Here is a 26,215-nt window from a genome sequence, read left to right on the forward strand (position 1 = left end):
GCCTTCAAGGCATCGCCCGCCGCAGAAAACGGCATTGGCCAGGCGTTTTATCGTCGGCGATAGTGAAGGCAACCGGGGCGCCGCCCCGCCTTTCACTGCTCTCCGATCGCGCCATGACCCAGCCCGCTTCGCTTATCGCCACCGATGTGGATTTCGAACGCACCGGTTTCCAGACCGGCGCCCTCCGTCTGCCCTGGTCGCACGACCGCTCCGCCTACGGGCACATTCCCATTCCTCTCGCGGTGCTCAACGCCGGCACGGACACGGGGCCGACGGTTCTGCTCACGGGCGGCAATCACGGCGACGAATACGAGGGGCCCGTCGCCCTGTTCAAGCTGTTGCAGCGGTTGCCGTCGATGAAGATCCGCGGGCGCATCATCGTGATTCCCGCCTTGAACTTCCCCGCCTTTGCCAATGGCTCGCGCACGTCGCCGATCGACCGGGGCAACCTGAACCGCTTGTTCCCCGGCGCGCGCAACGGCCAGCCGACTGAAATGATCGCGCACTACGTCGAAACGGAACTGCTGCCGCGCGCCGACGTCGTGATCGATCTTCACGCCGGAGGCGCGTCGTTCGACCATCTCCCCACGCTGCTCGCTTCGCCGCCGGAGCGGGGCGCGAATACCGACGCGAATACCACCGAAAAGCGCGCGCTCTATCTCGACCTCGTGCGCGCGTTCGGCGCACCGGACACGATGATCATGGATCTGCTCGGCGAAGACCGCACGTTCGCGGCGGCGGCCGAACGCCACGGCAAGCTGTTCCTGTGCGGCGAGTTCGGCGGTCACGCGGGCTGCGACGCGGCCAATCTCGCGATTGTCGAAAACGGCCTGAGCCGCGTGCTGCACCGGCTCGGCGTGACGCGGGAGCCCGATGCGCCGCCCGCGGGCGACACCCGCTTCCTGCGCGTGGAAGGCACGGCCCACTATGTGTATGCGCCGCTTGCGGGCGTGTTCGAACCGGCTTTCGCACTGGGCGATCGCGTTCGCGAAGGTCAACTGGCCGGACGCCTGTTCGATCCGCACCAGCCCTGGCAAGCGCCGCGCGAACTCCGCTTCCAGGCGCACGCCAAGGTCATGTGCCTGCGCACGTTCGCACGCGTGGAGCCGGGCGATTGCATCGCGTTGCTCGCCGCCGACGCCGTCGTCGACTGAGCGCCGGACAAGACAACCGCCCAGGTTGCCCGCTCGCCGCCTCATCATCAGGAGACCCCGCTTGAGCCCTTATCCTCCCTCGACGCCATCGACGCCCACGACCGCGTTGGCCGAACCGCCCGCGCACGCCTCCCGGCCGCTCTCCGGCGAAGTGCGCCATCCGGTCTACGTCGTGCTGCTGTTCTTCCTGTGCTTCGCGTTTTCGTATCTGGACCGGCAGATCGTCAGCATTCTCGTGCAGCCGATCAAGCAGTCGCTCGCGCTCACCGATACGCAGATCGGCCTGTTGCAGGGTCTCTCGTTCACGCTGTGCTACGCGACGGCGGGCGTTTTCGTCGCGCGGCTCGTGGACCGGAGCAACCGCGTGAAGCTGATCGCCGTCTGCATCGCCATCTGGGCGATCTCGACCACGGCATGCGGCTTCGCTTCGAACTTTCCCGAACTGCTCGCCGCCCGCGCGGGCACCGCGATCGCGGAAGCGGCGCTAAGCCCCGCAGCGTTATCGATCTTCAGCGACATCTTCACGCCACGCCGCGTGACGCGCGCGAACAGTGTCTTCATGCTCGGGCCCTACGTGGGGGGCGGGGTGGCGTTGTTCGGCGGCGGCCTGCTGTTGTCCGCCGCGCACGGCGAGCGCGGCGCGTGGCTCGCGGCACATGGCGTCGAGCCCTGGCAGGCGGTGTTCATCGCCGTGGGCCTGCCCGGACTCCTGTTGGCGGCGCTCGTGGCCTGCACGGTGCGCGAGCCCGCCCGGCGGGAAACCCATGCGCATGCGGCACAAGCGAACGATGTCATGCCGTCGCTGCGCGATGTCGTGACCGAACTGTTCGTGCGCAATCGCTTTTGCCTGCCGTATTTCGCGGCCTATGTGGCGTTGATCACGTTGTTCTACTCGCACGCGGCGTGGTTCCCCAGCTTGTTGATGCGGCATTTCCATCTCACGCCGAAGGCCGTGGGCCAGTTGGCCGCGCCCGCGTACATGATCGGCGGAACGCTCGGCGTGGCGTGCGCGGGCATGCTCGCCACCCGCGTCACGGACGAAAGCGCCTTGCGCAAGGTGCTCGGTTTCTCCGCCGGCGCGGTTGCCGTGCTGGTGCCGGCCGCGATTGCGATGCCGCTCGTCGGCAGCAGCACCGTGGCGATCACGCTCTATGGCGCTTGCGCGTTCACCGCGAGCATCGCCATGGGCCTCGCCCCCGTGCCGTTGCAGATCGCCGTGCCCAACCGCATGCGCGGGCGCTCGCTTGCCTTGCTCGTGTTCATGACCAACGCGATCAGCGGCGGCGTGGGCCCGCTTGCGGTCGGCTACCTGAACGAGCGCCTGGGTCACACCGGCAACAGCCTGGGCGTGGCGCTGGCCGTGACCGGTGGCGTGTCCGCGCTCATCGGCGCCGCACTCTATGCACTGGCCATGCGCCGCGTGCCGGTTCGGCATACTCTCGCTACGGAGTGAGACGCTCCAAGACCTTCAATACACGAACATCGTTATGAAAGACGCTTTCCTTAGCCTGACCGTGGGTGACGCGATCGTTACCCGTGTCGACGAAACCGCCTTCGCGCTGGCGCCCGACGTCCTGTTCCCCGACTGGAACGCCGACGCCGGCCGCGCGCTGGAACAACGCCTCGCGGCGGCCAGCCTCGACCTCCCGGGCCAGCGCGTGCCGATGCGAACGCACTGGTGGGTCGTGCAGGTCCACGGCCTGACCATCGTGGTCGATACGGGCATCGGCAATGCGAAGGCGCGGCCGTTCAGCGCCTTGTTCGACCGGCTCGACAACCCGGTGCTGGCGCGCTTCGACGCGGCGGGCTTCCGGCGCGAAGAGGTGGACTTCGTGCTGCTCACGCATTTGCACGTCGATCACGTGGGATGGAACACGCACTGGCAAGATGACCGCTGGACGCCCGTCTTTCCGAACGCGACTTATGTATTCAGCCAGGGCGAGCGCGACTTTTTCGCGACGCCCGCCGGGGAGCCGCGCCGCATGGTGTTCGAAGACAGCGTCTTGCCCATCATCGAAGCGGGACAGGCGCGCGTCGTGCCCGATGCGGGCGCGCAACTCGTGGATGGCGTGCGCTTTCTGCCCACGCCGGGCCACAGCATTGCGCACATGGCGATCGAGATTCTCTCGGCAGGGCAGGCGGCGCTGTTCTCCGGGGACGTCATGCATAGCCCGTTGCAGGTCTATCGTCCCGAGTGGAATTCGACTTTCTGCCGCGATCAACCGCAGGCGCGCGCCTCGCGGCAGTGGTTGCTCGACCACGCCGCGAACACCGGTGCGATCGTGTTCCCCGCGCACTTTCCCGAAACCTCGGCCGGTACGGTGCGCAAGGGGGTGCACGGCTTCGAATGGCGCTACCTCGACGACCCGCGAAGCTAATCGGCGAGCCTGGCGGGCCCGAGCAATTCGGCGGCGAACATGCCCGCCGCCGACACGGCGTCCACGGCGAAGCAGCCGATGTGCTCGCGGATCGTCGCGGCGAAGCCGATCGTCGAAAGGCCCGTGCAGGAGAACGCGATCACCCGCGCACCCGCCTCGTGCAACCGGCGCACGGCGTGCAGCGCTGCCGCCTGGCCCTCGGGCGTGAGCAGGTCGTTGGTTTTCGTGACGCCCTCGGGGCGCGCGTACGCGACATCCTCGCCGAGCAGCCGTCGAAAGGGCAGCGGCGCCTGCGCGCCGATGCCGAGCACCGCGACCGGCAGCCCGGTGAGCGCCGCGACGCGCGCCGACGCGCTGCCCGCGCTCACCACCGGAATGCCGACCGCCTCGCGCAACAGCGCAAGCCCGGGGTCGGCCGCGCAGCTCAGAAAGAGCGCACGCGCGCCATCGGCTTCCATCTGCCGGCCGAGCGCGACGATCTTCGGCACGGCGAGCGCTTCCGTGTGCGCGTCGAAGATGCCGGTGGGCTGATCGGCGATACAGCGCGTGAACGAGTCGATGCCGTACTGCGCCTTGATGAGGCGGCCGTGCTCCAGCAACACCGCCTCGTCCTGCGTCGTCAGCACGCGAATAATGCCGAGCGTCATCGTTGCACTCGCGCAAGGCTCGCGCCGGGCGCAAGCGGTTGCGGCGCCGCGCCGTGCACGAAGCGCACCGCGTCGTGCGGGCCGTGCAGCGTGACGGCGTCCTGCTCCACGTGAAGCCAGTCGCCCTCGGGCAGCCCGATCACGCTCGCATGCGGATTGGCCACGAGATATTCCTCGATCCGCTGATTGCGCGTTTCACCCTGATGCCCGGCGGGCAGCGCGTTCGTGTAATGCGGATTGATCTGGAAGCCGATCAGATCGAGCGCCGCGAAGCCGTTCGGGTCGACGATCGGCATATCGTTAGTCGTGCAGATGGTCGGGCAGGCGAGATTCGCGCCCGCGCTCCAGCCGAGGTAGCGCGCGCCGCCTTTCACGGCTTCGCGGATCGGATCGAGCAGGCCGCGCGTGCGGCATTGCGCGAGCAACTGGAACGTGTTGCCGCCGCCCACGACGATGAGTTGCGTCTGCGCAAGCGCCGCCTGCGCTTCGGCGGCGCTCGCGAACGTATGCACCGAGCGCAGCGACACGTTTGCAGGCGCAAGCGCGGCGGCGACCTTGGCCGCGTACTCGTCCCAGCTCATCGTCACGCCCGCGAAGGGCACGAACAGGGCTTCGGTGGTCTGCCGGCCGCCGCCGGGCGTGAGCGCGCGAATCGCGTCGAGCGCGTGAACGAGGTAGGCGCCGTCGGGGCCGCGCGAGTTGCTCAGAAGCAGGGCGTTCATTGAAGGACCTCCGCAGTCAGTCGCGCGATGAGCGCGTTGGAAAGGATCACGGGCAAGCCGCTCGCTTCCTGCACGATCTGGCGATGGCGCTCGACGAAACCCATGCAATCGAGAATCAGCAGGTCGGCGCCTTCGTCGCGCAACTGGCGCGCGGCGGCGATCAGCTCGCCGGTCTCGTCGGCGCTCCGGTACGGCGAGGCGGCGGCGCAGATCGGCGCGCGGTGCAGCCCCGCCCACTTGCGGAACTCGCTGTCGATCTGGCTCGCGAGCGGCACGACGATGCCCACCTGCCGCTCGCCCGCGAGCGCGGCGGCCGCGGGCGGCACGATCCGGTCGGGCTCGATGAGCCACGCGGCGCGGCCTTCGAGACCGTGGAACTCGCCGGTGCAGAGCACGAGCACCACGTCGCAGCCTTGCGCGGCGAGCGCATCGATCTTCTCCTGCAACACCGCGCGCACGGCCGGCTTGTCGATGACGACGGACGAGCCGTCGAGCAGGCGCGAAACGAGCGTGGCGTTGCCCGGTTGCGGCGCGTAGCGCGTTTCAATGACTTCGCGCGTGAGGCCGTCGAGCACGCCCATGTGCACGCGCGGCAGCGCGGCGGGCAGGTGGGCGTCGAGAATGGGCGTGATGTCGGCGCGCGGCGCCTGGCCAATCGTCAACGTGCCGAGCTTTCGTGTTGTCATGTGGGCCTCCTCATCGACCGGGATGACGCACCTTCAGATGCGCGAGCGAGCCATAAAGTTCGAGCAGGCGCGCGTAGTCCTTCTCGTCGTGGAACGCGCAGGTGCCACGCCCGAATTCCTTGGCGACCTCCACCGCGAACTTGACCGCGAGCGCGATGTCGCCCTCGTGGCTCGCGCCCGTGCCGCAGCCCGGCACCACGCTTTGGGTCGTGATCGCCACGCCCACCACGGGGGCGCTCGTCGCGATGGACGGCTGCATGATGCTGTTCAGGTGATGCACGCCGTTGCCGTAGGGCGTGATGTCCTGCGTCGTCACGGGGAAGGTGACCGCGGGCTTGCCGCTCGTCATCTCCATGATCCGGATGAGATCCTCGGACACACGCAGGATATAGCCGTCCTTCACGGTCGGGGAGATCGCGTAGCCGCTGTGGTTGATGATGCGGTTGCCCTTGGTCGTGTCGATCGAGAGCACGGCGTCCATCTCGTCCCAGACTTCGTGGGCGTTGACGTCCTCCGTGTCGATGGGCGAGTCCATGAAATCGACGGGGTCGTGCGGGCGCGTGGGCGCGGTGGGGCAAACGTGCGTGGTGAGGAACACGTCGCCGGGTAGCGGGTCGCCGTTGCGGCGCATTTGCGCGAGCTTGAGCGCGGCTGCGACGGCGGCGATGGCGCCGTCGGCATCCGACACGAGACCGATGCGCGAAGGCCGCGCACCAATGCCGCCGAGCCGCCCGACGATGCCGAGCGTTTTGGCCGTGCCGCCGCGGCGCTTGCCGTCGTCGCCGGGAATGGCAATCTTGACGAAATCCGTCGTGCCCTTCGGGCCCCCGATCTCGGTCACGTCGACGCTCACGCCTTCGTCGGCGAACGGGGCGAGCAGATCGACCACGGTTTGGCCGCTGGCGTAGCGGCTGTCGAAGGCTTCGAAGACCTGTAGGGTTTGTGCAAGACTCATAGGATGGAACTCGGATTGCAAAGAGGATGCCGGGTGAGGAAGCCCACTGCCCGAAGGCGCATGCGCCGCGAGTGAACGCAGCGCGCCGCGCAGGGGCAGGAGGGCGGAATGTTCAGCGCGATTTGATTAGCGATCCGAAGAAGCTGTAGAGCGCGTCGGCGGCGATCACGCCCGCGGCGAACACCTCCATGCTGCTTTTCGCGGCGGGGTTGCGGCGTTCGATCACGAGCCGGATGGCGATACCCGTCACCACGGCCCAGCCGGCGAGCGGGCTCGCGATCAGCAGGCCGGTGGCGAACAGCACGCCGAGCTGGCGCTTCGGGCCGCCCGCGAACTGCAACACGGCGCCCACCACGGCCCAGATCAGCAGGGAATGCAGGATGCCGGGGGCCACGCCCGCCTGAATCGTCGAGACGTAGACTTTCGCCACGGGCGGAATCTGGCCGTTCGCAAAGAATGCGTGGTGCGCGAGCAGCACGACCGGAATGGCGACGACGAACGCGAGCATCGCCGCGATCAACTGCTGACGGCGGCCGGCCAGCTCGAACTCGGGGTCTTCACCGTGCCCGCGCAGAATGAAGCCCGCCTTCAGGTCGTAGCCCATGTCGGCAAAAGCGGGGCCGGTGGCGGCGGAAAAGCCGCACAGCATGACGAGCGAAACGGTCGGAAAGCCGATCAGCATGCCGATCAGCAGCGTGATCAGGGCCACCGCGAAGGCCGGGAACCAGCCCGAGTGCATGGCCGCGATGCCGACGATCAACTCGTGCACGAAGGCCGCGAGCGCCGCGTAGAAGATGAAGCCGACCAGCATGCCCGGCGACATGTCGCCCCAGATGCCGCTCAGGAACGCGACCAGCGCGGCGAGACCGATGTAGGCGATCGCCCCGAAGCGCAGCGAACTCGCCACGGTGGGCACGGCCGCAAGTTGCGAACCGCCACGCGCCGCCTTGTTGCCCTTCTGGTCACGCAGCACGAGGATGCCGACCTGAATGAGCGCGACGAGTCCCGCGCCGATCATCATGCCGTGCGGAATGTAGGCCTTGTCGATGGCGAAGTGAAAGAGCGGCACGGAATAGCCGCGAATCAGAAAGCCGAGGCCCAGCATGCCGAGCGCCCAGATATTGCCGATGAAGGCCGTGCCGAACGCCGACATCGGAATGCCGAGCCACGAGCCGATCAGACCGACGCCCACGCCCACGCCGAGCAGGCGCGCCTGCTTGCCGCCCTCGTCGCCGGCCTTGATCGCCTCCGCCGCCGCGACGCCTTGCGGCCACGTGCCGGTTGCCGGGAACACGCTGGTGCCGAACATGCGGTACAGCATGTAGCCGTCGAGCAGCATGCCGAGCGCGACGCCCGCGAACATCGGCAGCACGAGGTCTTCGCGGCCGAACAGGAAGGGAATGGCAATCGGCAGCAAAAGACTGTTGGCCGCGCCGAACGTCGCGGCGGAGATGGCGCTTTGCGCGAGGTTCTGCACGTGCACGGAGCGATAGGCGCGGAAAAAGCGCAAGGGCACGCGCGCGCAGATCATCGCGGCCAGCGCGCCGACGATCGCCGTGTTGGGCGTCACGCCCACTTTGACCAGCAGTTCAATGCCGATGATCGCGCCAAGCACGCTAAGCACGGCGAGCAGCAGCAGATTGGCGGGCGACAGCGCCATGGGATGCGCCTGCGGCGCGCGCTGGGCGCCGCCGCTCGCGGGCGCTCCCGCGCCGGGTGGCTGATGGTCAGGCGAGTGCGAAGCATGCATGAGTGGTCTCGTCAAAAACACGCCGATGTCTCGACGCGGGTGGCGGATGCTGCGGATTGGAATGAGCGGGCGCGCGGGGCGCCGCTTGATTGACTGCATTCAGCGCCGGTTTTACGGCGTGGAATTCGTGGGAAAGGCGCTCCAGTACGGGTCGCCCAGCGAGCGGCCGATCGTGCGCGCCTGCTCCCGAACCGCTTCGCCGAGCGCCACGATCGCGCCATCGTCCTGCGCGCCCGCGGGGAAGCTCAGGCAGAACGACAGGCATTCGCCGCTCGACGGGTCGGCGATCGAGCAGCCCACGGAACACACGCCGTAGAGCGCTTCGTTCTGCGCCAGCGCATAGCCGCGCGAGCGTGTGAGCGCGACTTCGTCGAGCAGGGCGTCGAGCGTGGCGGGTCCGCGCGCCGGGGCGCGCGAGTCGCTGAAAGGCGCATCGGCGCCGATATCCGCGGCGTTGGCGTTCACCGTCTGCGCGCCCTCCGGGCGCAAGCCTTGCGGGAAACGCGCGCGGATCTGCCCATCCGTTTCGCGCGCAAGCAGCGCGCGGCCCGTGGAGGTCGCCCACGAGGCCGAGCGGTGGCCGGGGTTCGTCATCGCGCGAAAGGCGAGGGAGCCCGGCCGCACGCGCAGCACCACCACGTCGTTGCCTTCGAGCACCGAAACGTAGCCCGTATGCCCAAAACGCTCGCCGAGTGTTTCGAGCGCCTGCGCGCACATGTCGATCAGCGCGCTGGACGAGCGCACGAGATGGCTCAGTTCGAGCAGGAGCATCGAGGGCCGGTAGGCGAGCGACTTCTTGTCCCGCTCCAGCAGCCCGGCTTCGCTCATCTGCTTGAGCACCCGCGAGGCGGAACTTTTTGGCATGCCTAACTGATCGACGAGGTCGATCATCGACATCTCGCGCTGCTCGCGCGCCATCAGGCGCAAAACGCTCGTTGCTGTTTCGAGAATGCTCATGCGTGTCTCACTCGTTCGTCGCTTGCTGCTGCACTATCGTTGCCTCTTTACGTCGGTTCCATTTTACGGAACCGAGTTCCAATTTATCGAATATCGTAACGAAGGAAAGGCAGCCCGGAAAGCGTTTCAAAAATAATTTGTGCTCCAAACCACACGACCCCGGCAGCTGCATCAAAACGTTTTTTTGCGATGCCAACTAGCGCTTAGAATAAATTTCAATCTGGAACACGGTTCCAAAATACGGAACCACACAACGGGGAAGCTTCTGTGAACGTCCATTGCAGGCGTTGAAAATCCGGCGGCATCGGTCACGCTGAAAAAGGCGCCTGAGCGGCGGCCAACGCATCGGTTCTGATCCATGCGCGGGGCGACGGGCACCGCGCGGGTGGCGCTCGTCCCTTGCATCGCGTAACGTCGCCGCCGCAGAGCAACGCCATGTTTGAAAAGCAGATTCATTGATTAGTACAACCAATATTTTCAATCAGACCACTACTGAAGAAGGGGTAAAAGAATGTTGAAGAAGTTTGCATTGGCAGGCGGCGTCGCCATGTCGGTACTCGGCACGCAGTCGGCACACGCACAAGGCTCCATGATCCTGTACGGCATCATCGACGAGGGCTTGACGTACACGAGCAACCAGAAGGGCTCGTCGGCGGTTCAGCTTCAATCCGGCAAGCTGGGCGGAAGCCGTTGGGGTGTGAAGGGCGAGGAAGCGCTGGGCAACGGGCTGAGCGCCCTATTCAATCTGGAAAACGGCTTCAACGCGACCAACGGCACCAATAGCGCGGGACGCATGTTCGCGCGCACCGCCATTGTCGGCTTGAGCCAGAAGGGCATGGGCACGGTGACATTCGGCCGCCAGACCGACTCGCTCGCGGATATCGTCGCGCCGTTCTTCGGCTCGGGCTACTGGACCCCGGCGACGCATATCGGCGACAACGACGACATGAACTGGTATTTCCGCGTCAATAACTCGGTGAAGCTCACGACCGAGACGATTTCCGGTTTCAAGTTCTCCAGCATCTACGGCTTCAGCAACCAGGCCGGCGCGTTCGCCAACAACCGCGAATGGTCGGCGGCCGCGAGCTATGCAAACGGGCCGCTCTCGTTCGGCGCGGGCTACATGCTGATGAATCACCCGAATTCGACGTCGAACACGAGCGGCGCGCTGGGCGGCGCGTCGTCATCGAACGGCGACGACTACGGCACCGCCTTTTTCTATGGCCTGGACGGCGGCGTGGCGCGGCAGCAGGTGGTGGGGACCGGGGTGGGCTATGTCGTGGGCGCGGCGCAGTTCGGCCTTGGCTACAGCAACGTGCAGCTCGACTACAACGACGGCGCGCAGCGCAAGCTCAACAATCTTGACGCGAACCTGCGCTACCGCGTGAGCGCGCCGCTTTCCCTGATCGCCGACTACACGTTCACGTTCGGCACCGCCGACCACGTGGCGGGATCGAGCGAGCATCTGAAACCGCGCTGGCATCAATTGACGCTCGGCGTGGACTATGCGATGAGCAAACGTACGGAGTTCTATGCATCGGCCGAGTATCAGCTTGCTGCGGGGGACGCGTCGATCGCCGTGGGCAGCACGCTCCAGAAGTTCGCCTATATCCAGTCTTCGGGCGGCCCCTCGTCGAGCCCTTCGCAGGTCGCGGTGTCCGTTGGCATTCGCCACAAGTTCTGAGCGGCTCGCGCAAGCCGATGCCGCTCATCGCTTGCGCGTGGCGGCGCGCGGCGTTCCGCGCTTCGCGTGTGAACCTTCTGGCCGAACGTGGCTTGCCAGCAAGTGTTCGAGCCAGTCGGCAAACACCAGAATGCGGCGCGACACATGCTGGCGATGCGGGTAGAGCAAGGTCATCGGCATGGGCGGCGCACGGTACGCGGGCATGACCTCGACGAGCTCGCCCGCGCTCAGGTGCGCCTGAACATCGTAAGCGGGAATCTGGATGAGGCCGAGCCCCGCCAGACAGCACGCAATGTACGCTTCGGCGCTGTTGACCGTCACGCGGCCCTCGACGGCGAGGGTCCGCAGCTCGCCGTCCTGCAACCACTCCCACGGCGCCACGCGGCCGTTGGACGGCGACGCATAGTCAATCTGCCGATGATGCGCAAGGTCGACTGGGCTGCGCGGGATACCGTGGGCGCCGAGGTAAGCGGGACTCGCGACATTGATGAGCGGCAACTCGAACATCGGGCGCGCGATGAGTTGCGAATCGCTCAACGGACCCACGCGCAATGCGCAATCCACGCGCTCCTCGATCAGGTTGACCGCGCGGTCGGTCATGCCCAGTTCGATGTCGATCTGCGGGTAGCGTTCGAGGAATCCGGGCAGCGCGGGGGCCACGATCAGGCGTCCGATGCGGGCCGGCACGTCAACGCGCAGGGTGCCGCCGGGCGCCGTTGCGGAGTCGCGGAAGAGGTTTTCCGTCTCGTCCATGTCCGCGATCAGCCGCAGGGATCGCTCATAAAACACCGCGCCGTCCGGTGTCGTCGTGACCGTGCGCGTCGTGCGGTTCAGCAGGCGCGTGCCGACCCGCTTCTCCAGTTCCTGGACAGCCGCCGAAACGGATGAGCGTGGCATGCCCATCGTGTCGGCGGCGCGGGTGAAGTTCGTGCACTCAACGACGCGTACGAATACGCGCAGCAAATCGATACGATCCATGGCGTCAATCGGTGGTGGTGCAGCGGTGGTGCGGCGCTCGCATCGCGCATGCGTGGCGTGCGAGCGCGTTGTCATTGTTCGGCGTGGCTGACAGGTGCGGTCAGAAAACAGGGGTTCTATCGCCAATGGGCGGAATATAGCATTGCTGGGGTTGCGGCCGTACCGGACCGCGGCACATTTGGAGCGCACCATGTCTGACCATAGCATCAAAGGCAAGACCGTTCTGATCGCCGGTGGGGCGAAGAATCTCGGCGGGCTGATCGCCCGGGATCTGGCGAACCACGGCGCGCGCGCGGTTGCCATTCACTACAACAGCGCCGGCACGCGCGCCGATGCGGAAGAAACCGTGGCGGCCGTCAAGGTGGCGGGCGCGCAAGCGGTCGCGTTTCAGGCCGATCTGACCGGCGCGGCGGCCGTTGAGAAACTGTTTGCCGACACGATAGACGCGGTGGGGCGACCCGATATCGCGATCAACACGGTCGGCAAGGTGCTGAAAAAGCCGTTCACCGAGATCACGGAAGCGGAATACGACGAGATGGCCGCCGTCAATGCGAAGTCCGCGTTCTTCTTTCTGCGTGAAGCCGGCCGCCATGTGAACGACAACGGCAAGATCCTGACGCTCGTGACGTCGCTGCTCGGTGCGTTCACACCGTTCTATGCGGCCTATGCGGGCACCAAGGCGCCCGTCGAGCATTTCACGCGCGCAGCGGCGCAGGAGTTCGGCGCGCGGGGCATTTCGGTGACGGCGGTGGGACCGGGCCCGATGGACACGCCGTTCTTCTATCCGGCCGAGGGCGCGGACGCGGTGGCCTATCACAAGACTGCCGCGGCCTTGTCGAAGTTCTCGAAAACGGGCCTGACCGATATCGAAGACGTGGTGCCGTTCATCCGTCACCTCGTGAGCGACGGATGGTGGGTGACGGGTCAGACCATCCTCATCAACGGCGGGTATACGACGAAGTAATGCGCTATTGATTTGCCGGGCTTCGTCTCACGAAGCGTGCGGCTCACTTGGCATCGAGTTTCACATCGATGGCGGCCGGAGAATGTCCGCGTTCTCCGGCATAACGTTGCGCGTCGTCTCCGGAGCGTTCAGGCGAGTCGGCCATCGGCGCATTGCGGGTTTCTTTCAGGCCCGCAATCGCCGCGAGCGATACCAGCGTTGCGCACGAAATCGCCGCCGAAATGGCCAGCGTGCTATGCGTCCACGCGACGAGCGCGGCGGCCAGAAACGTGGCGGGGCCGGAAAACAATGCCGCAGAGAAGTGGTAGGCAATCGACAAGCCGCTATAGCGCACCGTCGTATCGAACGCTTCCGAGAAAAAGCTTGCTTGCACGCTGTACGTCGCACCGTGCCCGATGGTGATGGCGAGGATCATCGCGAGCGTGATAAGCAGCGGCGAGCCGGTTTGCAGCAGCCAGAAAAACGGAAATGAAACGACGCCGAGCCACACGGCGCCCGCCGCATACACCGGCTTTCTGCCAAAACGGTCGGACAACATGCCGAAGAACGGCTGGGCGAACACATTGATCGCGGCGGCCACCATCACGGCAATGAGCGCCACATGAATCGGCGTGCCGACTTCGTGGGTGAGATACGAAAGCGACCACGTCGAATAAATATAAAAGCCGACATTGAGCGCCGCCTGCGCGAGGATCACGAGCACGAGCGGCCGGCGGTAGTGGCGCCATAGCGTCACGAGCGGCGCGCGCGTGGCGTGCTGCGCCTTCTGGGCGCGCTCAAACGCCGGTGTTTCCGCAATGTTGAGGCGAATATACAAGCCGACGGCGACCATCACGGCGCTGAGAAGAAACGGCAAACGCCATCCCCACGCGAGAAACTGCTCTTGCGGAAGCTTCGCGAAGAGATAGAGCGATATCGTGCCGAGCAGCATGCCGAGCGGGTTGCCCATCTGCGGAATGGCGGCATACAGGCCGCGCCGGTTTTCCGGGGCGTATTCGATGGCCATCGTGGTTGCGCCCCCGTATTCGCCGCCCACGGCGAAGCCCTGGAGCACGCGCAGGAACACCAGTGCGAGCGGCGCCGCGATGCCGATCGACGCGTAAGTGGGCAACAGTCCGATCAGGAACGTGCCCACGCCCATCACGAGTATCGATACCGCAAGCATGCTCTTGCGCCCGAAGCGGTCGCCGAAATGGCCGAATATGGCCGCACCTACGGGCCGCACGACGAGCGTGATGCCGAACACCGCAAACACGGCCATCGATCCCGCTACCTGCGAGAAGTTGGGGAAGAAAAGCTTTTCGAACACGAGCGCCGAAGCCGTGCCGTAAAGGAAATAGTCGTACCACTCGGTCGCGGTGCCGATCATCGTGGCCAGCGCCACTTTGACCGCCGGTTTTGTTTTCGCAGGGTCGTGCATCGTCTCTCCTCCTTGTTCTGATCGGGTGTGGCTATGCCACTCTATGCGCGGCCACGGCCGCCCGCGATACGCCAGCATTGAACGGCGCATTCGAAAAAGCCGAATAAACCGCGCCAATCATGCAAAGCGGGCAAACACGCCACTCGCACGCCACGAACACGCACCAGGATTTTCAAAAATCCCTTTCGCTTTGCCTGCCTGTACGACCTGAACGAGCGTGCGCGATCATCGTCACCAACCTGGAGGGCGTTGACGTGAATGATTGTGACGTGATCGTTGTGGGCGGCGGCAACGCGGCGCTGTGCGCGGCCTTGTCGGCGCGCGAGCAGGGCGCACGCGTGCTGCTGCTCGAACGCGCGCCATTGGAACAGCGCGGCGGCAATTCCGCCTTCACGGGCGGCGCATTTCGCATCGCCTACGACGGCGTGGAGGATCTACAACAACTCATACCAGACTTGCAGGACGCCGAACGGGAAAGCGCGGACTTCGGCGAATACCCGGCGACGCAATTCTTCGAAGAAGCGGTGACCATGAGCGGCTATCGCGCCGACGCCGACGTGCTGGAGCAGGTGGTCGACCAAAGCTTGCCGACCATGAAGTGGCTGCGCGAGCAAGGCGTGCGTTTCGCGCCGATCTACGGCCGCCAGTCGTTTCGCGTGGGCGGCAAGCATCGTTTCTGGGGCGGCCTGACCGTGGAGGTGTCGGGCGGCGGCTACGCGCTCGTCGAGACGCTTTTCGCGCGCGCCAAAGCGGCCGGCGTGGAAGTGCGCTACGCCACCCGTGCAACGAGCCTCACGCGCGAGCACGATGCCTGGGTGGTGGGCGTGCGCACGCGCGAAGGCGAAGGGCAACTGCGTGCGGGCGCGGTGGTGCTCGCCACCGGCGGATTCCACGCGAATCTCGCGTGGCGTGCGCAATATCTGGGGCACAACTGGGACCTGGCGCGCGTGCGCGGCTCGCGCTACAACACCGGCGACGGCATCGACATGGCGCTGCGCGCGGGCGCTGTCGCCCATGGCAACTGGAGCGGCTGTCATGCCGTGTTCTACGACCTGAACGCGCCCGCGTTCGGTGACATCTCGTTGCTCAATCAACAAAAAAACTATTTCACGCTGGGCATCGTGGTGAATGCGCAAGGGCGCCGCTTTGTCGACGAAGGCCGCGATTTTCGCAACTACACCTATTCCGGCATGGGCGCGCACGTGCTGGCGCAACCCGGCGCAGTGGCGTGGCAGGTGTTCGACGCCAGGACTCACGACCTGCTGCCCGACGAATATCGCGTGAAACACGCCACACGCGTCACGGCCGACTCGCTCGAAGCGCTCGCCGCGAAGATGGACGGCATGGATGCGCCCGCATTCCTCGACACGGTGCGCGCGTTCAACGCGGCCGTGAACGACTGCGTGCCGTTCAATCCCGCCGATCGTGACGGTCGTGGTACGCAAGGCATCGACCCGCCCAAGTCGAACTGGGCGCTCGCGCTCGATACGGGGCCGTACTTCGCCTATGCCGTGACCTGCGGCATCACCTTCACCTATGGCGGCGTGAAAGTGAATGTGAACGGGCAAGTGCTCGACGAAAGCGGCGAACCGTTGCCTGCACTGTATGCGGCAGGCGAGATGGTCGGGGGACTCTACTACGTGAAATACGCGGGCGGCATCGGACTCACGGCAGGCTCGGTGGTGGGCCGCGCGGCGGGCGCTCATGCGGCCCGCCGGAGCATGACGCATAACGAACCGATGGGGAGAGAAGATGTTGCGTGAACTGGAAGGCAAGGTCGCACTCGTGACGGGCGGCGCGGGCGCAATCGGCGCGGCGGTGACCGAGGCGCTCGCACGCGCGGGAGCCACCGTCATATGCGCGGACAAGGTAATGCCGTCCGCGCACGCGGAGCAGGCGAGCGTTCACCCGGCGCAGTTGGACGTCACCTCGCAAGAGGATAGTGTGCGTCTCGTCGCCGATATCGTCGCGCGTCACGGCGCACTCGACATACTCGTGAACGCGGCGGGCGTGGTGTCGTTCGGCAGCGCGGCAACGCTTGCGGAAAGCGAATGGGACCGCGTGCTCGACATCAATCTCAAGGGCGTTTTTCTCGCCTGCCAGGCGGCGATGGCGCCGATGAAGGCAAACGGCTTCGGCCGCATCGTCAATATCGGTTCGGTGGTGGGCAAGAACGCGGGCAACGCGCGGCCCTGGCTCGACGCGGCCGAACAGGCGCGGGCGGGCAATGTCGCCTATGGCGTATCGAAGGCGGGCGTGCACATGTTGACGCTCTTTCTCGCGAAGGAACTCGCGGCGCACGGCGTGAGCGTGAATGCGGTCGCACCGGGCCCGATCGCGACCTCGATGACAAGCGGGTTTCCCGACGCGCTGCGTGCGCTGATTCCGGCCGGCCGGATGGGAACGCCCGCAGACGTGGCGCGCGCCGTACTGTTCCTGTGCGCGCCGGACAATGGCTTCGTGACGGGCGAAATACTCGACGTCAACGGCGGAATGTACTGTGACTAACCAAGAGGAATACGAAGTGAGCAAGACCATTTATCTGGTGCTGGACATGCAGAACGATCTCATTCACGCGGAAGGCCCAAGCGGCAAAGGGCCGCTCGGCGAGCAGGTGCGCGAACGCGGGATCATCGCGCGGACCTCGCTCGCGCTGCAAAAGGCGCGTGCCGCCGGCGCTCTGGTGGGGTTCGTGCGAGTGGGCTTCAGTGCGCACTACCAGGAATGCCCGCCGAATTCGCCGGTCTTTTCCGGCGCGCCCGCCGCGGGCCTTTTCAAGCTCGGGGAGTGGGGCACGGCCATTCATCAGGATATCGAAGTGCGTGAGACCGACTTGCAGATCGTCAAGCATCGCGTGAGCCCGTTCTATTCGACCACGCTCGAAGCCCAGCTTCGTGCGCAAGGCGTCACGCGCATCGTGTGCTCGGGCGTCTCCACGCAGGCCGTCGTGCAGGCCGCCGTGCGCGACGCGCACGACCGCGACTACGAAGTGGTGGTGCTCGACGACTGCTGCGCCGCGCATTCCGCGCAGGAGCACGCGAATTCGATCGACAGCATCCGGCGCTTTTGCCGCGTCGAGACATCGGAGAGCGTGACGTTCGCGTAACGCGCCACGGGCCGGTCGGGAGCGGACGCCCGGCTGGCTTCGATCCACCCTACGGAAAACGCCAACATGAGCCTTCGTATCTGGCATCAAAGCTTCACCGTCCTCTCCGACCTCGGCGCGTACAGCGACGCGCTCGACGCGCACTTTCGCGCGATTGCGCGCCCCGGCACGGAAATCGTCATGCACGGCATGGCGCCGGGGACGTATCGCACGAACTATCCCGGCGACGACATCAAGTATGCCTCGCTCCAGTATCTGCACGGCTTGCAGTTTCTCTCGGCCGGCGTGCGCGCGCAGGAGGAGGGTTTCGACGCCTACGCGATCAGCACGCTGCCGGAGCCCGCGTTGCGCGAAACGCGGGCGTTGCTCGACATTCCGGTGGTCGGCTATGGCGAATCGGCAATGCTGCGCGCGTGTCAGTTGGGGCGGCGCTTCGGCGTGCTCGTGTTCATCGACGAACTCGCGGAACTCGTGGCCGACAATGCGGTGCGCCACGGACTTGGCGGGCGCTTCGCCGGTGCACGTCATGTCGGCTTTCAGTTCGGCGACGTGCTCGAAGCATTCAGCGAGCCTTCGCGGCTCATCGCAACGTTTCAGGAAAGCGCGCGCCGCCTCATTGCCCAGGGCGCCGAAGTCATCATCCCGGGCGAAGCGCCTTTGAACGTGCTGCTCGCGCGCAACGGCGTGCGCGAAGTCGACGGTGTGCCCGTGGTCGATTCGCTGGCCGCCTGGGTCAAGGACGCTGAAACGCTCGTCGATCTGCGCCGGGCGGGCGCGCATGGAACCTGCCGCCGCGGATACTTCTCGGGCAAGCCGGACACGACGCGCGTACAGGAAATACTCGCGTTTTACGGCCTCGACAAGCTGCACGCAAAATGAAAAATACGCCGCCCGTGCATCGAAGCATGGGCCGGCGTGCTTTGAGTGGCGTAATTGATGCGCTTACGCTACCGCCCGCGCTGTACCGGAATGCGCTCGCGATGATCGGGGCGGCTTTGCGGGCCGATCACCTCTAGCATGAAATCGCTGAACGCCTTGAGTTTCGGCGAAACGAAACTGGCCTTCGCCGAGACGAGGTGAAACGCGCGGCCGCCGTGATCCCACGCATCGAAGGCGGCAACGAGGCGGCCATCGGCAAGCTCCTGCCGCACGAAGATATCGAGCACGCAAACGAGGCCAAGACCCCGGCAAGCCGCGCTCACCAGCGCATCGGAGCTATTGAACGAGAGCCTGCCTTCCGGCGAGACAACGGTTTCCTCGCCGTCGCGCGCGAAAAGCCACGGCTGCGGCTCGGGCCGCCCCTCGGGAAGGAGGCCGAGGCACAGTGACGGATCGAGATCGGCGGGCGAGCGCTCGCGCACGGCGTCCACGACGTCGGCGCGTCCGCACACGATATAGCTTGCGCTGTAGAGCGGACGTGCGACCAGTTCCGAATCTTCCACGGCGTCCATACGGATGGCCAGATCGAGTCCGCGCTCGATGAGCGCGTGCGGCTGATTGGTCAGATTGATATTGACCGAGAGACCGGGATACTGCGCGAGAAACGACGGCAGCGCCGGCAACAGCAGCGCATGACCGATCGCAATGGGCGCTTCGACATTGAGCGTGCCGCGCACTTCGGCCTGCGCCTGCGCCGCCTCCTGCTCGGCGGCGTGCACGCCTTCCAGCAGCACCCGGCAGCGCGAATGAAAGCGCTCGCCGGCGTCGGTGAGGCGCAGGTGCCGCGTATTGCGCTGCAAGAGCGTGACGCCCAGATGTTTCTCCAGATTGCGCACGCACGACGTGACCGTCGCGTTCGCTAGATTCAGCGACTCCGCCGCGCGCGAAAAGCTGCCGCACTCGGTCACGCGCACGAATACTTCCATTGCCCAAAGTCTGTCCATGCTTCCTCGTTGAAGTTGTCCGCTTACCGGCTTGCCTTGCGCGCGTCGGCACGTGCGTTACGGCTCGCGTCCACGCGCGCGATGAGCGCCGGAAGAAATTCACCCCAGTCGGCCACGATGCCCACGTCCGCCACCCGGAAGATGTCCGCTTCCTCGTCGCTGTTGATCGCGACAATGCGCGTCGTCGCGCTCACGCCCGCCAGATGCTGCGGCGTGCCGGAGATGCCCACCGCGAGATAGATAGCAGGACTCACGAATTTTCCGGACTGGCCGACCTGATGCGTAACGGGCACCCACCCGGCGTCGACGGCGGGCAGGCTCCCGCCGAGCGCCGCGTCGAGACGCGAGGCGAGTTGTGCGAGCAGCTCGAAGCCCTCCGGCCGCTGCATGCCGCGCCCGCCGCTCACCACGACGCGCGCCGTTTCGACGGGCAGGCGCGCGGCGTCGCCCGCAACCAGCACGATCTCATCGGCGTCGTGCGGCCCGCTCGACGCCTCCTGCCATTCCAGCAAACGAGGCGTAGCGGGAGCGTCCGGCGCGCAACCCGCGCCCGAAGTGCGCAACGCCGCAAACCAGGGGCCGCGTTCCGAGCGAACGCGCACCGTGCTGCGGCCGCCGAAAACCGCGCGATCGGCGTGCACGCCGTTGGCGTCGAACGACACGCCTTGCACGCGCCCGAGCGCGCAGCCGTTGAACGCGGCGGCAAGCCTCGCGGCAACTTCTTCGCCGAGCGCGCCAGCGGGTGTGCAGACGCAATCACCGGAACCCAGCGCTTGCGCTTCGAGCGCGCGCATGAGCACACCGGTGAAATCGGCGGCCAGAACCGGGTCGCGCAAGTCCGCGACGGCGATGCAGACGATCTTGCCGAGCGGCAACCGTTGCAGACGCTCCGCGAGATCGGGCTGATGCGTGCGCGTCACGCATAGGGCGTGCACGTCCAGGCCCTGCGGCCGGGCCATTTCCAGCACGTCGGTGGCTTGGCGCACGAGTTGCTGGACGTCGTCGAGTTCGTCGAGCAGCAACGCTACGAGGCGGAAAGGAGAAGTCGTGGTCACGTCGGGCCTGCGCTATCAAGAAGTTCGAGAACGGCGTCGAGTTGGGCTTCGAGTCCGGCGGCGGCGTCGAGCGGCGCGCGCCGCGCGCGCTCCACGCCCGTCGCGGCGACAAACTGCATCGGCACAATGCGCGCCTCGCCGCCGCCTTGACGGGCGATGGTGTCGATCGTCAGCTTCTTTGCGAGCATGACGTTCTTCATGAGTGGATGGCGCAAGCGGTTGCTGCGCGCGTTCGTCAGCGTCACAACGCAGTGCGCGGGCACGCGAACGTGTTCGGTCACATGACTGCGCGTGCGCACGGCCCGCAGCGCGCCGTCGCTCTCCGCGCGCAGTTCCTCCGCCATCGTCACGAGCGCTGCGCCCGCTTCACGCGCCAGCCACGCGCTGAAAGCGCCGTCGTCGAGATCGCCGAATTCGCGGCCGGTGAGCCACAATGTGCCCGCACTCGCCGCTCGCACACCCGCCGCCACTTCGCGCGCGAAGGCGGCGGGGTCCCAGCGCGCCGCGTCGTCCACCGCAAGCAGCGCGACGTGTTCGGGCTTGTGCGCCGCGACCGCGCGCAGCAAGCCGAGCGCGCCGGGGCCCTCGGGCATGTAGACGGCAAGCGTGGCGTCAGGCAGCGATTCGCGCAGGCGCAGCGCCACTTCGAGCGCGGCTTCATCGAACGGACTGAGCTTGCGCGCGATGCCGTCGAGCAACGCGGCGTCATGCAGCCAGTCGCCTTTGGGCAGCGGCCACTTCGGGTCGAGCACGCCCGCGAGCAGTACGCAGATCTGCATGCTATTGCTCCGTCCCGGCCGCGCTGCGGGCGGCAAGGCGCCCGAAGATCGCAGCCTTGCCGAGCGCCGTGCCCGTCATGTACGCGCCGCCGTGAAACCCACCCACGATCTCACCGGCCGCATAGAGCCCTTCGAGCGTCTCGTCGAATACATTCACCACGCGCATGCTTGCGTCCACGCGCAAGCCGCAATAGGTGCCGAACACGGCCGCTGTGGAAGGGTAGGCATAGAAAGGCGCGTGCTCGATGCGGCACAACTCGCCGTGGCGATGGACGAGATGCGCGCGGCCGAACGCGTCGTCATGCCCGGCATCCACGGCGGCGTTATAGCGCGCGACCGTGTCGAGCAAGGTCTCCTCCGGCACCTCGATCAGACGCGCAAGTTCGGCAAGACTGTTTGCCTCGATGAAAAGGCCTTCCTCGCGGCGTCGCTCGAAGTCGAGAATGCGCACGCGATCGTCGCCGCTCTCCATGATGCGTTGATCGAGAATCTGGAATGTCGCGCCATAGGGCTGGCGAATCGCGGCGTCGCCAAGCAGCTTGTATGAAACCGATTCGTCGACAAAGCGCTTGCCGTCCTGATTCACGGCAATCGCGCCCTTGTACACGGCGAGACAGCTATGGTGATTCGTTTCGTCGAGCGGGTGCTTGCCGTAAGTGCCCTTGATATAGGCCATGTCGCGCAGGTCGGCGCCGAATTCCAGCGCCATCTTCAGGCCGTCGCCCACGTTGCCGTCGCCGCCGATGAACACCGCTTCGTCGTATTGCGGCGCGTAGTGATGCACCATCTGCGCGTTGCGGCAAAATCCGCCGCTCGCGAGAATCACGCCAAGCCGTGCCTCCAGGGTGACGGGCTCGCCGTCAATCAAGGCGTGCACGCCCGTGAAGCGGCCATCGGCCGCGCGAACGAGGCGGCGTGCCGCCGCGTTCATCGTCACGCTCACGCGGCCCGTTGCCGCGCAGGCGCGCGCGAGCTGTCGCACGGCGTCCGCCGGATCGACCGAATGCACGCGCGGCACCGACTGTCCCGACGATGTCTCGATGGAAGCGCCGAACACCACGCCATGCTCTCGCATCCAGTGATACGTGCCGAGCTGGTTATCGACGTAGGCGCGTACGAGCGATTCGTCGTTGTCGAAGTTGCCGACTTCGCGCAGGTCGGAAAAGAGCAGGGCGTCGCTGTCCTCCACGCCGTGCTCGCGCTGGAGTTCCGTGCCCGCGAAGGCGAGGCACCCCCCGCTCATCGCGGAGGAGCCGCCCGTTTCGGGCTGCTTTTCGAGCAGCGTGACGGTGAGGCCCGCATTCGCCGCCTCAAGCGCGGCGCAAAAGCCCGCCATGCCGCCGCCGATTACCAGAAGGTCGGGTGTGGTCATCGCGCCTCCCTCAGCAACGGCTGGCGATTGTCTCGCCCGCCAGTTTGCCGAACACGAGACCCTTGAGCACCGAAGTCGCACCCGTATAGTTGCCGTAATACATGCCGATCGTTTCGCCCGCGGCATAGAGGCCCGGAATGGGGGCGCCGTCCGTGTTGAGCACGCGCGCGGCGGCGTCCACCTTCAGACCGCCGAACGTGAACACGTTCGCGGAGATGATCGGATAGGCGAAGAACGGCGCGCGGTCCATCGGCAATGCCCAGTTCGACTTGCGCGGTTCGAGCCCGTGCGTGCCGAGCCCGTCGGCGGCGAGCGGATCGTAGCGGCCTTCGCGGCAGGCCGCGTTGTATGCGGCAACGGTGCTGGCCAGCGTATCAGCCGGAACACCGAGTTTCGCCGCGAGCACTTCGAGCGTCGGCGCTTCGATTGCGGGCTGGTCGGTGCGGATCGCGAGGCGGTAGTTCGGAATGTCCTTCACGCGCTGATCGAGGATCACGTAGGCGATGCCTTCATCCTGCTCGTAGATGCGGCGTGTCACGCGTTCGTACCAGGCATCGACCGTACCGGGCGCCTCGTCGGTAAAGCGCTGCCCGCGCTTGTTGATCAGGATGCCGTACGGAAATACGAAGATCGACGGTTCCGAAACGCCGGAGCGCGGGTCCACAGGCTCCGCGTGGTAGCTGCCGAACTCGCCGCACGGCGCGGCCCCCGCACGCAGCGCCATGGCGATGCCTTCGCCCTTGTTGTAATAGCCGCCCTTGCACACGGGGCGCAGATAGACCGAGCGCGGCCCGAGATACTGGGCGAGCATTTCCGGATTGCCCTCGAAGCCGCCGCTCGCGAGCACGACGGCGCCCGCGTAGCGGCGGCGGCCCGCACCGCGTTTCCACGCGGCGAGCCCCGCCACCGACCCTTGCGTGTCGATGATCAGCTCGCGCGCCGTGCACTCGTAATGGAAGGTGACGCCAAGCGCCTCGGCCTGCGCCGCGAGCGCTTCGACCATGGCCTCGCCCCCGCCCACGGGCAACAGGCGCGGCTGCGAGCTTGTGAGGAACTGCGTGGGCAGGAAGTCGAAGCGCACGCCCATGTCGCGCAGCCACTGCACCGAGCCGGGCACATGCTCGGCGAAGGTGGAGAGCACGTCCGCGTCGGCGAGCGCGAGCGATGCCGTGGTCTGCGACCACGACGAGCGGTCGAGCGCCATTTCCGCCATCAGGTCCGGGTCGGGATAGCAGCTTGCGTTTTCCCCGAGATGCTCCTCGAAATCGTCGGAGACTTCGTCAAGCGACTTCATGCGCAAATAAGCTTCCGTGAAGCGGCTTTGCCCGCCACGCTCGGCGCGCGTGGCGCGTTCGAGCACACACACGTTCAGGCCGCGCTGTGCGGCGCTCACGGCAGCCGAAAGGCCCGCTACGCCGCAACCCACTACCACTACGTCAAAATTCTCGTCCATCGTCTCGCTCTCACTGGTGAAGACACGAACGCAGAATAGTGGGCGCGAGCAACGGGGCAAAGCGCCTGGCGGCGAATTCGCCTTTCGATAAAGACGAAAGATGCGCCGCATGCACTCCCTAATCGGTGTGAACTGTCTGGCTTCGGCCGCCGCCGTTGCCGTTCGCGTTGCCATTACGCTTCACGCGATAGTCGAGTTGCGCGCGCGTGAGACCGAGCAGCGCGGCGGCCTTCGACACATTGCCGTTCGCCTCCGCGAGCGCCGCGTTGACCAGCGCGTCTTCCACATCGCCCAGATTCGCGCCTTGCTGGCGCACCGCTGCGCGCGCCCAGTCTTCCAGCGAAGCGGGCGGCGTGCCGCCGGAATCGCTTGCGCCTATATTCGCCTCGGCGGCGGCGCTCGCGAGTGCGTCGCGCTTTTCGAGTGTGCCGGCTTCCGTGAGGCGCATGAGACTCGAATGCGCGAAATTCGAATCGACGCTGAAGAGGTGACGCAGGTCGAGCGATTCCCCATCATCGGCAAGAATAATGCCGCGCTCGATCACGTTCTCGAACTCGCGGATATTGCCGGGCCACTTATGGTTGAGCACGGCCTGCAACGCGCGCGGCATGATGCCGGGTACGTGGCGGCCATGCAGCGCCGAGAGACGCTTGGTGAAATACTCGATCAGCAAAGGCAGATCGTCGCGACGGTCGCGCAGCGGCGGAATATGGATGGGAAAAACGTTGATGCGGTAGAACAGGTCCTCGCGAAAGCGGCCCTCCGTCACGGCCTTGGGCAGATCCTCGTTGGTGGCGGCGACGACGCGCACATCGAGCTTGATCGTGCGGGTGGAGCCGAGCCGCTCGAACTCGCCGTTCTGAAGCACGCGCAACAGCTTGCCCTGCGCGCTGAAGCTGAGAATGCCGATTTCGTCGAGAAAGAGCGTGCCGCCGTTGGCGGTTTCGAAGCGCCCGGCGCGCGACTCGTTCGCGCCCGAGAACGCGCCGCGCTCCACGCCGAAGAGTTCCGATTCGAGCAGTTGTTCGGGAATGGCCGCGCAGTTGACTTCCACGAAGGGCTTGTCGGCGCGGCTGCTCCAGCGATGCACTTCGCGCGCGACCGCGCTCTTGCCCACGCCGCTCTCGCCCGACAGCAGCACCGTCGCGCGCGTGGTCGCCACGCGCCGCACCTTGTGCAGCATGGCCGTGAAGCTGACCGACGAGCCGATGAGCATCGGCATGGCGGGTTCCGGCTGCGCCGCCGGCGAGGGCGCCGCTTCTGGCGCCGCAACGCTTGCCTTCAAGCCCGAAGCACCTACCATCGCGCGCGCGGGCGGCGGGGCGACATGCAGGTAGTGCAGGTCTTCCTCGGGGTCGTCCCAGCTTTCCACGGGCTGCGCGATCACACGGCACTTGGCTTGCCCCATCGCGCGGCACTCCACCTCGCGCGCGATGATGCGCTTGCCCATGATCTTGCTGAGAAAACCGGACGTGTAGCCAATCCCCATCCAGCAGGCGCTCTCGTGCCCGACGCCATAGTTGGCGATATGGATCTCGTCTTCGCAGTTGTCGTTCCAGAAGAATTCCGAATAACAATAGCCGCGGTGATTGTCGATTTCGATATGCACGGGTTCGGCTTTCACGAAGCCTTCCAGCGCATGAAGCTGTGCGCCCGCCACGATGATGTCGAGCTGCGAGCGATGAGCACGCACTTTCCAGGCGAGTTCGGCGTCGCGCGAACCCGCTGTATAGCCCAAACGCGTAATGAGGCGGCGCGTGCCTTCGAGCCCGAGCGAATCGATCATTTCGCGCCGCATCGCGCCGAGCACTTCAACCGGCAGCAGCGCCATGCGCCGGTCCTGTAGCCAGATGCGTCCCTCAACCGGATTGAAATGCAGTTGCTCAGCGATATCGCTGAAGTCCATTGAGTCAAGCAAAACGAATTCAGGGGGCAAATTGCACTCCGCCTGTTTTCGTTCGGGGGTCGTGTTCATATTCGTCCTTCGTTGCCCAGCCACGATCGATGCAGGCGCAACGATACGGGCGGCGCATTCCGTCCGTAAATTCATGAAATCCCGCACTGGCGGCTCGCGTCGCGACGGACATTTCATGATTTTCTGGATTTCAATGTGGGCGAGCGCACACGGCCCGCGTGCGACGGGCGCGCTTGAAAACACGCCGGGGCCTTACTGGACAGGGCAGCGCGCGAATACGGGGCACATGGCCAAGGTGCATGGCATACCCTTTGCTTATTAGGGCTCGCGCTTCACGAAAGTCTTCTGGCTTTCGCG

General features: G+C 65.9%; 23 protein-coding genes. 9 read left to right on the forward strand and 14 right to left on the reverse strand.

Annotated features, from left to right (window positions below; all coding sequences use genetic code 11):
- Positions 1-113 precede the first annotated feature (113 nt).
- The 3 genes from C7401_RS34835 to C7401_RS34845 all read left to right on the forward strand — a co-directional run bounded on the left by C7401_RS34835 (position 114) and on the right by C7401_RS34845 (position 3,532).
- Positions 114-1,154 (forward strand): succinylglutamate desuccinylase/aspartoacylase family protein, encoded by a 1,041-nt coding sequence (locus tag C7401_RS34835; RefSeq protein ID WP_112176549.1) that lies wholly within the window; start codon positions 114-116, stop codon positions 1,152-1,154.
- 106 nt (positions 1,155-1,260) lie between these two features.
- The gene (locus tag C7401_RS34840) at positions 1,261-2,607 is read left to right on the forward strand and encodes an MFS transporter (protein WP_112176626.1); all 1,347 of its coding nucleotides are present in this window, start codon (positions 1,261-1,263) and stop codon (positions 2,605-2,607) included.
- Positions 2,608-2,641: 34 nt separating this feature from the next.
- A complete protein-coding gene (locus C7401_RS34845) occupies positions 2,642-3,532 on the forward strand; it encodes an MBL fold metallo-hydrolase (RefSeq protein WP_112176551.1) in 891 nt (296 codons plus the stop codon).
- On the opposite strand, the gene C7401_RS34850 is transcribed toward C7401_RS34845, so the two are convergent.
- The 6 genes from C7401_RS34850 to C7401_RS34875 form a co-directional block, all read right to left on the reverse strand.
- A complete protein-coding gene (locus C7401_RS34850; RefSeq protein ID WP_112176553.1) occupies positions 3,529-4,179 on the reverse strand; it encodes an aspartate/glutamate racemase family protein in 651 nt (216 codons plus the stop codon). The genes C7401_RS34845 and C7401_RS34850 overlap by 4 nt on opposite strands.
- Positions 4,176-4,901, reverse strand: a complete 726-nt coding sequence (gene pepE / locus C7401_RS34855; RefSeq protein ID WP_112176555.1) for a dipeptidase PepE — start codon at positions 4,899-4,901, stop codon at positions 4,176-4,178. Before pepE ends, C7401_RS34850 begins: the two co-directional genes overlap by 4 nt.
- On the reverse strand, positions 4,898-5,587 hold the full coding sequence (locus tag C7401_RS34860) for an AroM family protein (protein WP_112176557.1): 690 nt from the start codon (positions 5,585-5,587) through the stop codon (positions 4,898-4,900). The genes pepE and C7401_RS34860 overlap by 4 nt, the downstream gene beginning before the upstream one ends.
- A gap of 10 nt (positions 5,588-5,597) precedes the next feature.
- Positions 5,598-6,542 (reverse strand): DUF1177 domain-containing protein, encoded by a 945-nt coding sequence (locus C7401_RS34865; RefSeq protein WP_112176559.1) that lies wholly within the window; start codon positions 6,540-6,542, stop codon positions 5,598-5,600.
- A 112-nt stretch (positions 6,543-6,654) separates the two neighbouring features.
- Positions 6,655-8,292, reverse strand: coding sequence for an OPT/YSL family transporter (locus tag C7401_RS34870; protein ID WP_220092887.1), 1,638 nt, complete (start codon positions 8,290-8,292; stop codon positions 6,655-6,657).
- A 111-nt stretch (positions 8,293-8,403) separates the two neighbouring features.
- Positions 8,404-9,249 carry an IclR family transcriptional regulator gene (locus C7401_RS34875; protein WP_112176561.1) on the reverse strand — a complete coding sequence of 282 codons (846 nt, stop codon included), beginning with the start codon at positions 9,247-9,249 and terminating at the stop codon, positions 8,404-8,406.
- A gap of 511 nt (positions 9,250-9,760) precedes the next feature.
- Between C7401_RS34875 and C7401_RS34880 the strand changes: the two genes are divergently transcribed.
- Positions 9,761-10,933 (forward strand): porin, encoded by a 1,173-nt coding sequence (locus C7401_RS34880; protein ID WP_112176563.1) that lies wholly within the window; start codon positions 9,761-9,763, stop codon positions 10,931-10,933.
- Between the two features lie 24 nt (positions 10,934-10,957).
- Here the strand turns inward: C7401_RS34880 and C7401_RS34885 are convergent, their stop codons facing one another.
- Positions 10,958-11,911: a LysR family transcriptional regulator gene (locus tag C7401_RS34885; protein ID WP_112176565.1), complete on the reverse strand. Its 954-nt coding sequence runs from the start codon at positions 11,909-11,911 to the stop codon at positions 10,958-10,960.
- Positions 11,912-12,101: 190 nt separating this feature from the next.
- Between C7401_RS34885 and C7401_RS34890 the strand changes: the two genes are divergently transcribed.
- Positions 12,102-12,875: an SDR family oxidoreductase gene (locus C7401_RS34890; protein WP_112176567.1), complete on the forward strand. Its 774-nt coding sequence runs from the start codon at positions 12,102-12,104 to the stop codon at positions 12,873-12,875.
- A gap of 43 nt (positions 12,876-12,918) precedes the next feature.
- On the opposite strand, the gene C7401_RS34895 is transcribed toward C7401_RS34890, so the two are convergent.
- A complete protein-coding gene (locus tag C7401_RS34895) occupies positions 12,919-14,295 on the reverse strand; it encodes an MFS transporter (RefSeq protein WP_181565772.1) in 1,377 nt (458 codons plus the stop codon).
- A 254-nt stretch (positions 14,296-14,549) separates the two neighbouring features.
- On the opposite strand from C7401_RS34895, the gene tcuA reads away from it, so the two are divergent.
- From tcuA to C7401_RS34915, 4 genes are all read left to right on the forward strand, one after another.
- Positions 14,550-16,058, forward strand: coding sequence for an FAD-dependent tricarballylate dehydrogenase TcuA (gene tcuA, locus C7401_RS34900; RefSeq protein WP_181565773.1), 1,509 nt, complete (start codon positions 14,550-14,552; stop codon positions 16,056-16,058).
- Positions 16,048-16,803 carry an SDR family NAD(P)-dependent oxidoreductase gene (locus C7401_RS34905; RefSeq protein ID WP_112176573.1) on the forward strand — a complete coding sequence of 252 codons (756 nt, stop codon included), beginning with the start codon at positions 16,048-16,050 and terminating at the stop codon, positions 16,801-16,803. Before tcuA ends, C7401_RS34905 begins: the two co-directional genes overlap by 11 nt.
- Positions 16,804-16,819: 16 nt before the next feature.
- Positions 16,820-17,401 (forward strand): cysteine hydrolase family protein, encoded by a 582-nt coding sequence (locus C7401_RS34910; protein WP_112176574.1) that lies wholly within the window; start codon positions 16,820-16,822, stop codon positions 17,399-17,401.
- 66 nt (positions 17,402-17,467) lie between these two features.
- A complete protein-coding gene (locus C7401_RS34915; RefSeq protein ID WP_112176576.1) occupies positions 17,468-18,280 on the forward strand; it encodes an aspartate/glutamate racemase family protein in 813 nt (270 codons plus the stop codon).
- A 68-nt stretch (positions 18,281-18,348) separates the two neighbouring features.
- Here the strand turns inward: C7401_RS34915 and C7401_RS34920 are convergent, their stop codons facing one another.
- The 6 genes from C7401_RS34920 to C7401_RS34945 form a co-directional block, all read right to left on the reverse strand.
- Positions 18,349-19,284, reverse strand: coding sequence for a LysR family transcriptional regulator (locus tag C7401_RS34920; RefSeq protein WP_112176578.1), 936 nt, complete (start codon positions 19,282-19,284; stop codon positions 18,349-18,351).
- A 23-nt stretch (positions 19,285-19,307) separates the two neighbouring features.
- The gene (locus C7401_RS34925) at positions 19,308-20,339 is read right to left on the reverse strand and encodes an electron transfer flavoprotein subunit alpha/FixB family protein (protein ID WP_146758050.1); all 1,032 of its coding nucleotides are present in this window, start codon (positions 20,337-20,339) and stop codon (positions 19,308-19,310) included.
- Positions 20,336-21,118, reverse strand: a complete 783-nt coding sequence (locus C7401_RS34930) for a hypothetical protein (protein WP_112176582.1) — start codon at positions 21,116-21,118, stop codon at positions 20,336-20,338. Before C7401_RS34930 ends, C7401_RS34925 begins: the two co-directional genes overlap by 4 nt.
- A 1-nt stretch (position 21,119) precedes the next feature.
- Positions 21,120-22,490 (reverse strand): FAD-dependent oxidoreductase, encoded by a 1,371-nt coding sequence (locus C7401_RS34935; RefSeq protein ID WP_112176584.1) that lies wholly within the window; start codon positions 22,488-22,490, stop codon positions 21,120-21,122.
- A 10-nt stretch (positions 22,491-22,500) separates the two neighbouring features.
- Positions 22,501-23,943 carry an FAD-dependent oxidoreductase gene (locus C7401_RS34940; RefSeq protein WP_112176586.1) on the reverse strand — a complete coding sequence of 481 codons (1,443 nt, stop codon included), beginning with the start codon at positions 23,941-23,943 and terminating at the stop codon, positions 22,501-22,503.
- 118 nt (positions 23,944-24,061) lie between these two features.
- On the reverse strand, positions 24,062-25,849 hold the full coding sequence (locus tag C7401_RS34945; RefSeq protein WP_112176588.1) for a sigma-54-dependent Fis family transcriptional regulator: 1,788 nt from the start codon (positions 25,847-25,849) through the stop codon (positions 24,062-24,064).
- Positions 25,850-26,215: the final 366 nt, after the last annotated feature.

Source organism: Paraburkholderia unamae (assembly GCF_003268775.1).
GTDB classification, from domain to species: Bacteria; Pseudomonadota; Gammaproteobacteria; order Burkholderiales; family Burkholderiaceae; genus Paraburkholderia; species Paraburkholderia unamae.

Excerpts from the sequence above, each read along its gene's own strand:
- C7401_RS34895 (WP_181565772.1), bottom strand. The coding sequence starts at position 14,295 with ATGCACGACCCTGCGAAAACAAAACCGGCGGTCAAAGTGGCGCTGGCC.
- C7401_RS34865 (WP_112176559.1), bottom strand. The coding sequence starts at position 6,542 with ATGAGTCTTGCACAAACCCTACAGGTCTTCGAAGCCTTCGACAGCCGC.
- C7401_RS34890 (WP_112176567.1), top strand. The coding sequence starts at position 12,102 with ATGTCTGACCATAGCATCAAAGGCAAGACCGTTCTGATCGCCGGTGGG.
- C7401_RS34860 (WP_112176557.1), bottom strand. The coding sequence starts at position 5,587 with ATGACAACACGAAAGCTCGGCACGTTGACGATTGGCCAGGCGCCGCGC.
- C7401_RS34915 (WP_112176576.1), top strand. The coding sequence starts at position 17,468 with ATGAGCCTTCGTATCTGGCATCAAAGCTTCACCGTCCTCTCCGACCTC.
- C7401_RS34885 (WP_112176565.1), bottom strand. The coding sequence starts at position 11,911 with ATGGATCGTATCGATTTGCTGCGCGTATTCGTACGCGTCGTTGAGTGC.
- C7401_RS34940 (WP_112176586.1), bottom strand. The coding sequence starts at position 23,943 with ATGGACGAGAATTTTGACGTAGTGGTAGTGGGTTGCGGCGTAGCGGGC.
- C7401_RS34875 (WP_112176561.1), bottom strand. The coding sequence starts at position 9,249 with ATGAGCATTCTCGAAACAGCAACGAGCGTTTTGCGCCTGATGGCGCGC.
- C7401_RS34870 (WP_220092887.1), bottom strand. The coding sequence starts at position 8,292 with ATGCATGCTTCGCACTCGCCTGACCATCAGCCACCCGGCGCGGGAGCG.
- C7401_RS34880 (WP_112176563.1), top strand. The coding sequence starts at position 9,761 with ATGTTGAAGAAGTTTGCATTGGCAGGCGGCGTCGCCATGTCGGTACTC.
- C7401_RS34930 (WP_112176582.1), bottom strand. The coding sequence starts at position 21,118 with ATGCAGATCTGCGTACTGCTCGCGGGCGTGCTCGACCCGAAGTGGCCG.
- C7401_RS34835 (WP_112176549.1), top strand. The coding sequence starts at position 114 with ATGACCCAGCCCGCTTCGCTTATCGCCACCGATGTGGATTTCGAACGC.
- C7401_RS34845 (WP_112176551.1), top strand. The coding sequence starts at position 2,642 with ATGAAAGACGCTTTCCTTAGCCTGACCGTGGGTGACGCGATCGTTACC.
- pepE (WP_112176555.1), bottom strand. The coding sequence starts at position 4,901 with ATGAACGCCCTGCTTCTGAGCAACTCGCGCGGCCCCGACGGCGCCTAC.
- C7401_RS34850 (WP_112176553.1), bottom strand. The coding sequence starts at position 4,179 with ATGACGCTCGGCATTATTCGCGTGCTGACGACGCAGGACGAGGCGGTG.
- C7401_RS34935 (WP_112176584.1), bottom strand. The coding sequence starts at position 22,490 with ATGACCACACCCGACCTTCTGGTAATCGGCGGCGGCATGGCGGGCTTT.
- C7401_RS34905 (WP_112176573.1), top strand. The coding sequence starts at position 16,048 with ATGTTGCGTGAACTGGAAGGCAAGGTCGCACTCGTGACGGGCGGCGCG.
- C7401_RS34920 (WP_112176578.1), bottom strand. The coding sequence starts at position 19,284 with ATGGACAGACTTTGGGCAATGGAAGTATTCGTGCGCGTGACCGAGTGC.
- C7401_RS34945 (WP_112176588.1), bottom strand. The coding sequence starts at position 25,849 with ATGGACTTCAGCGATATCGCTGAGCAACTGCATTTCAATCCGGTTGAG.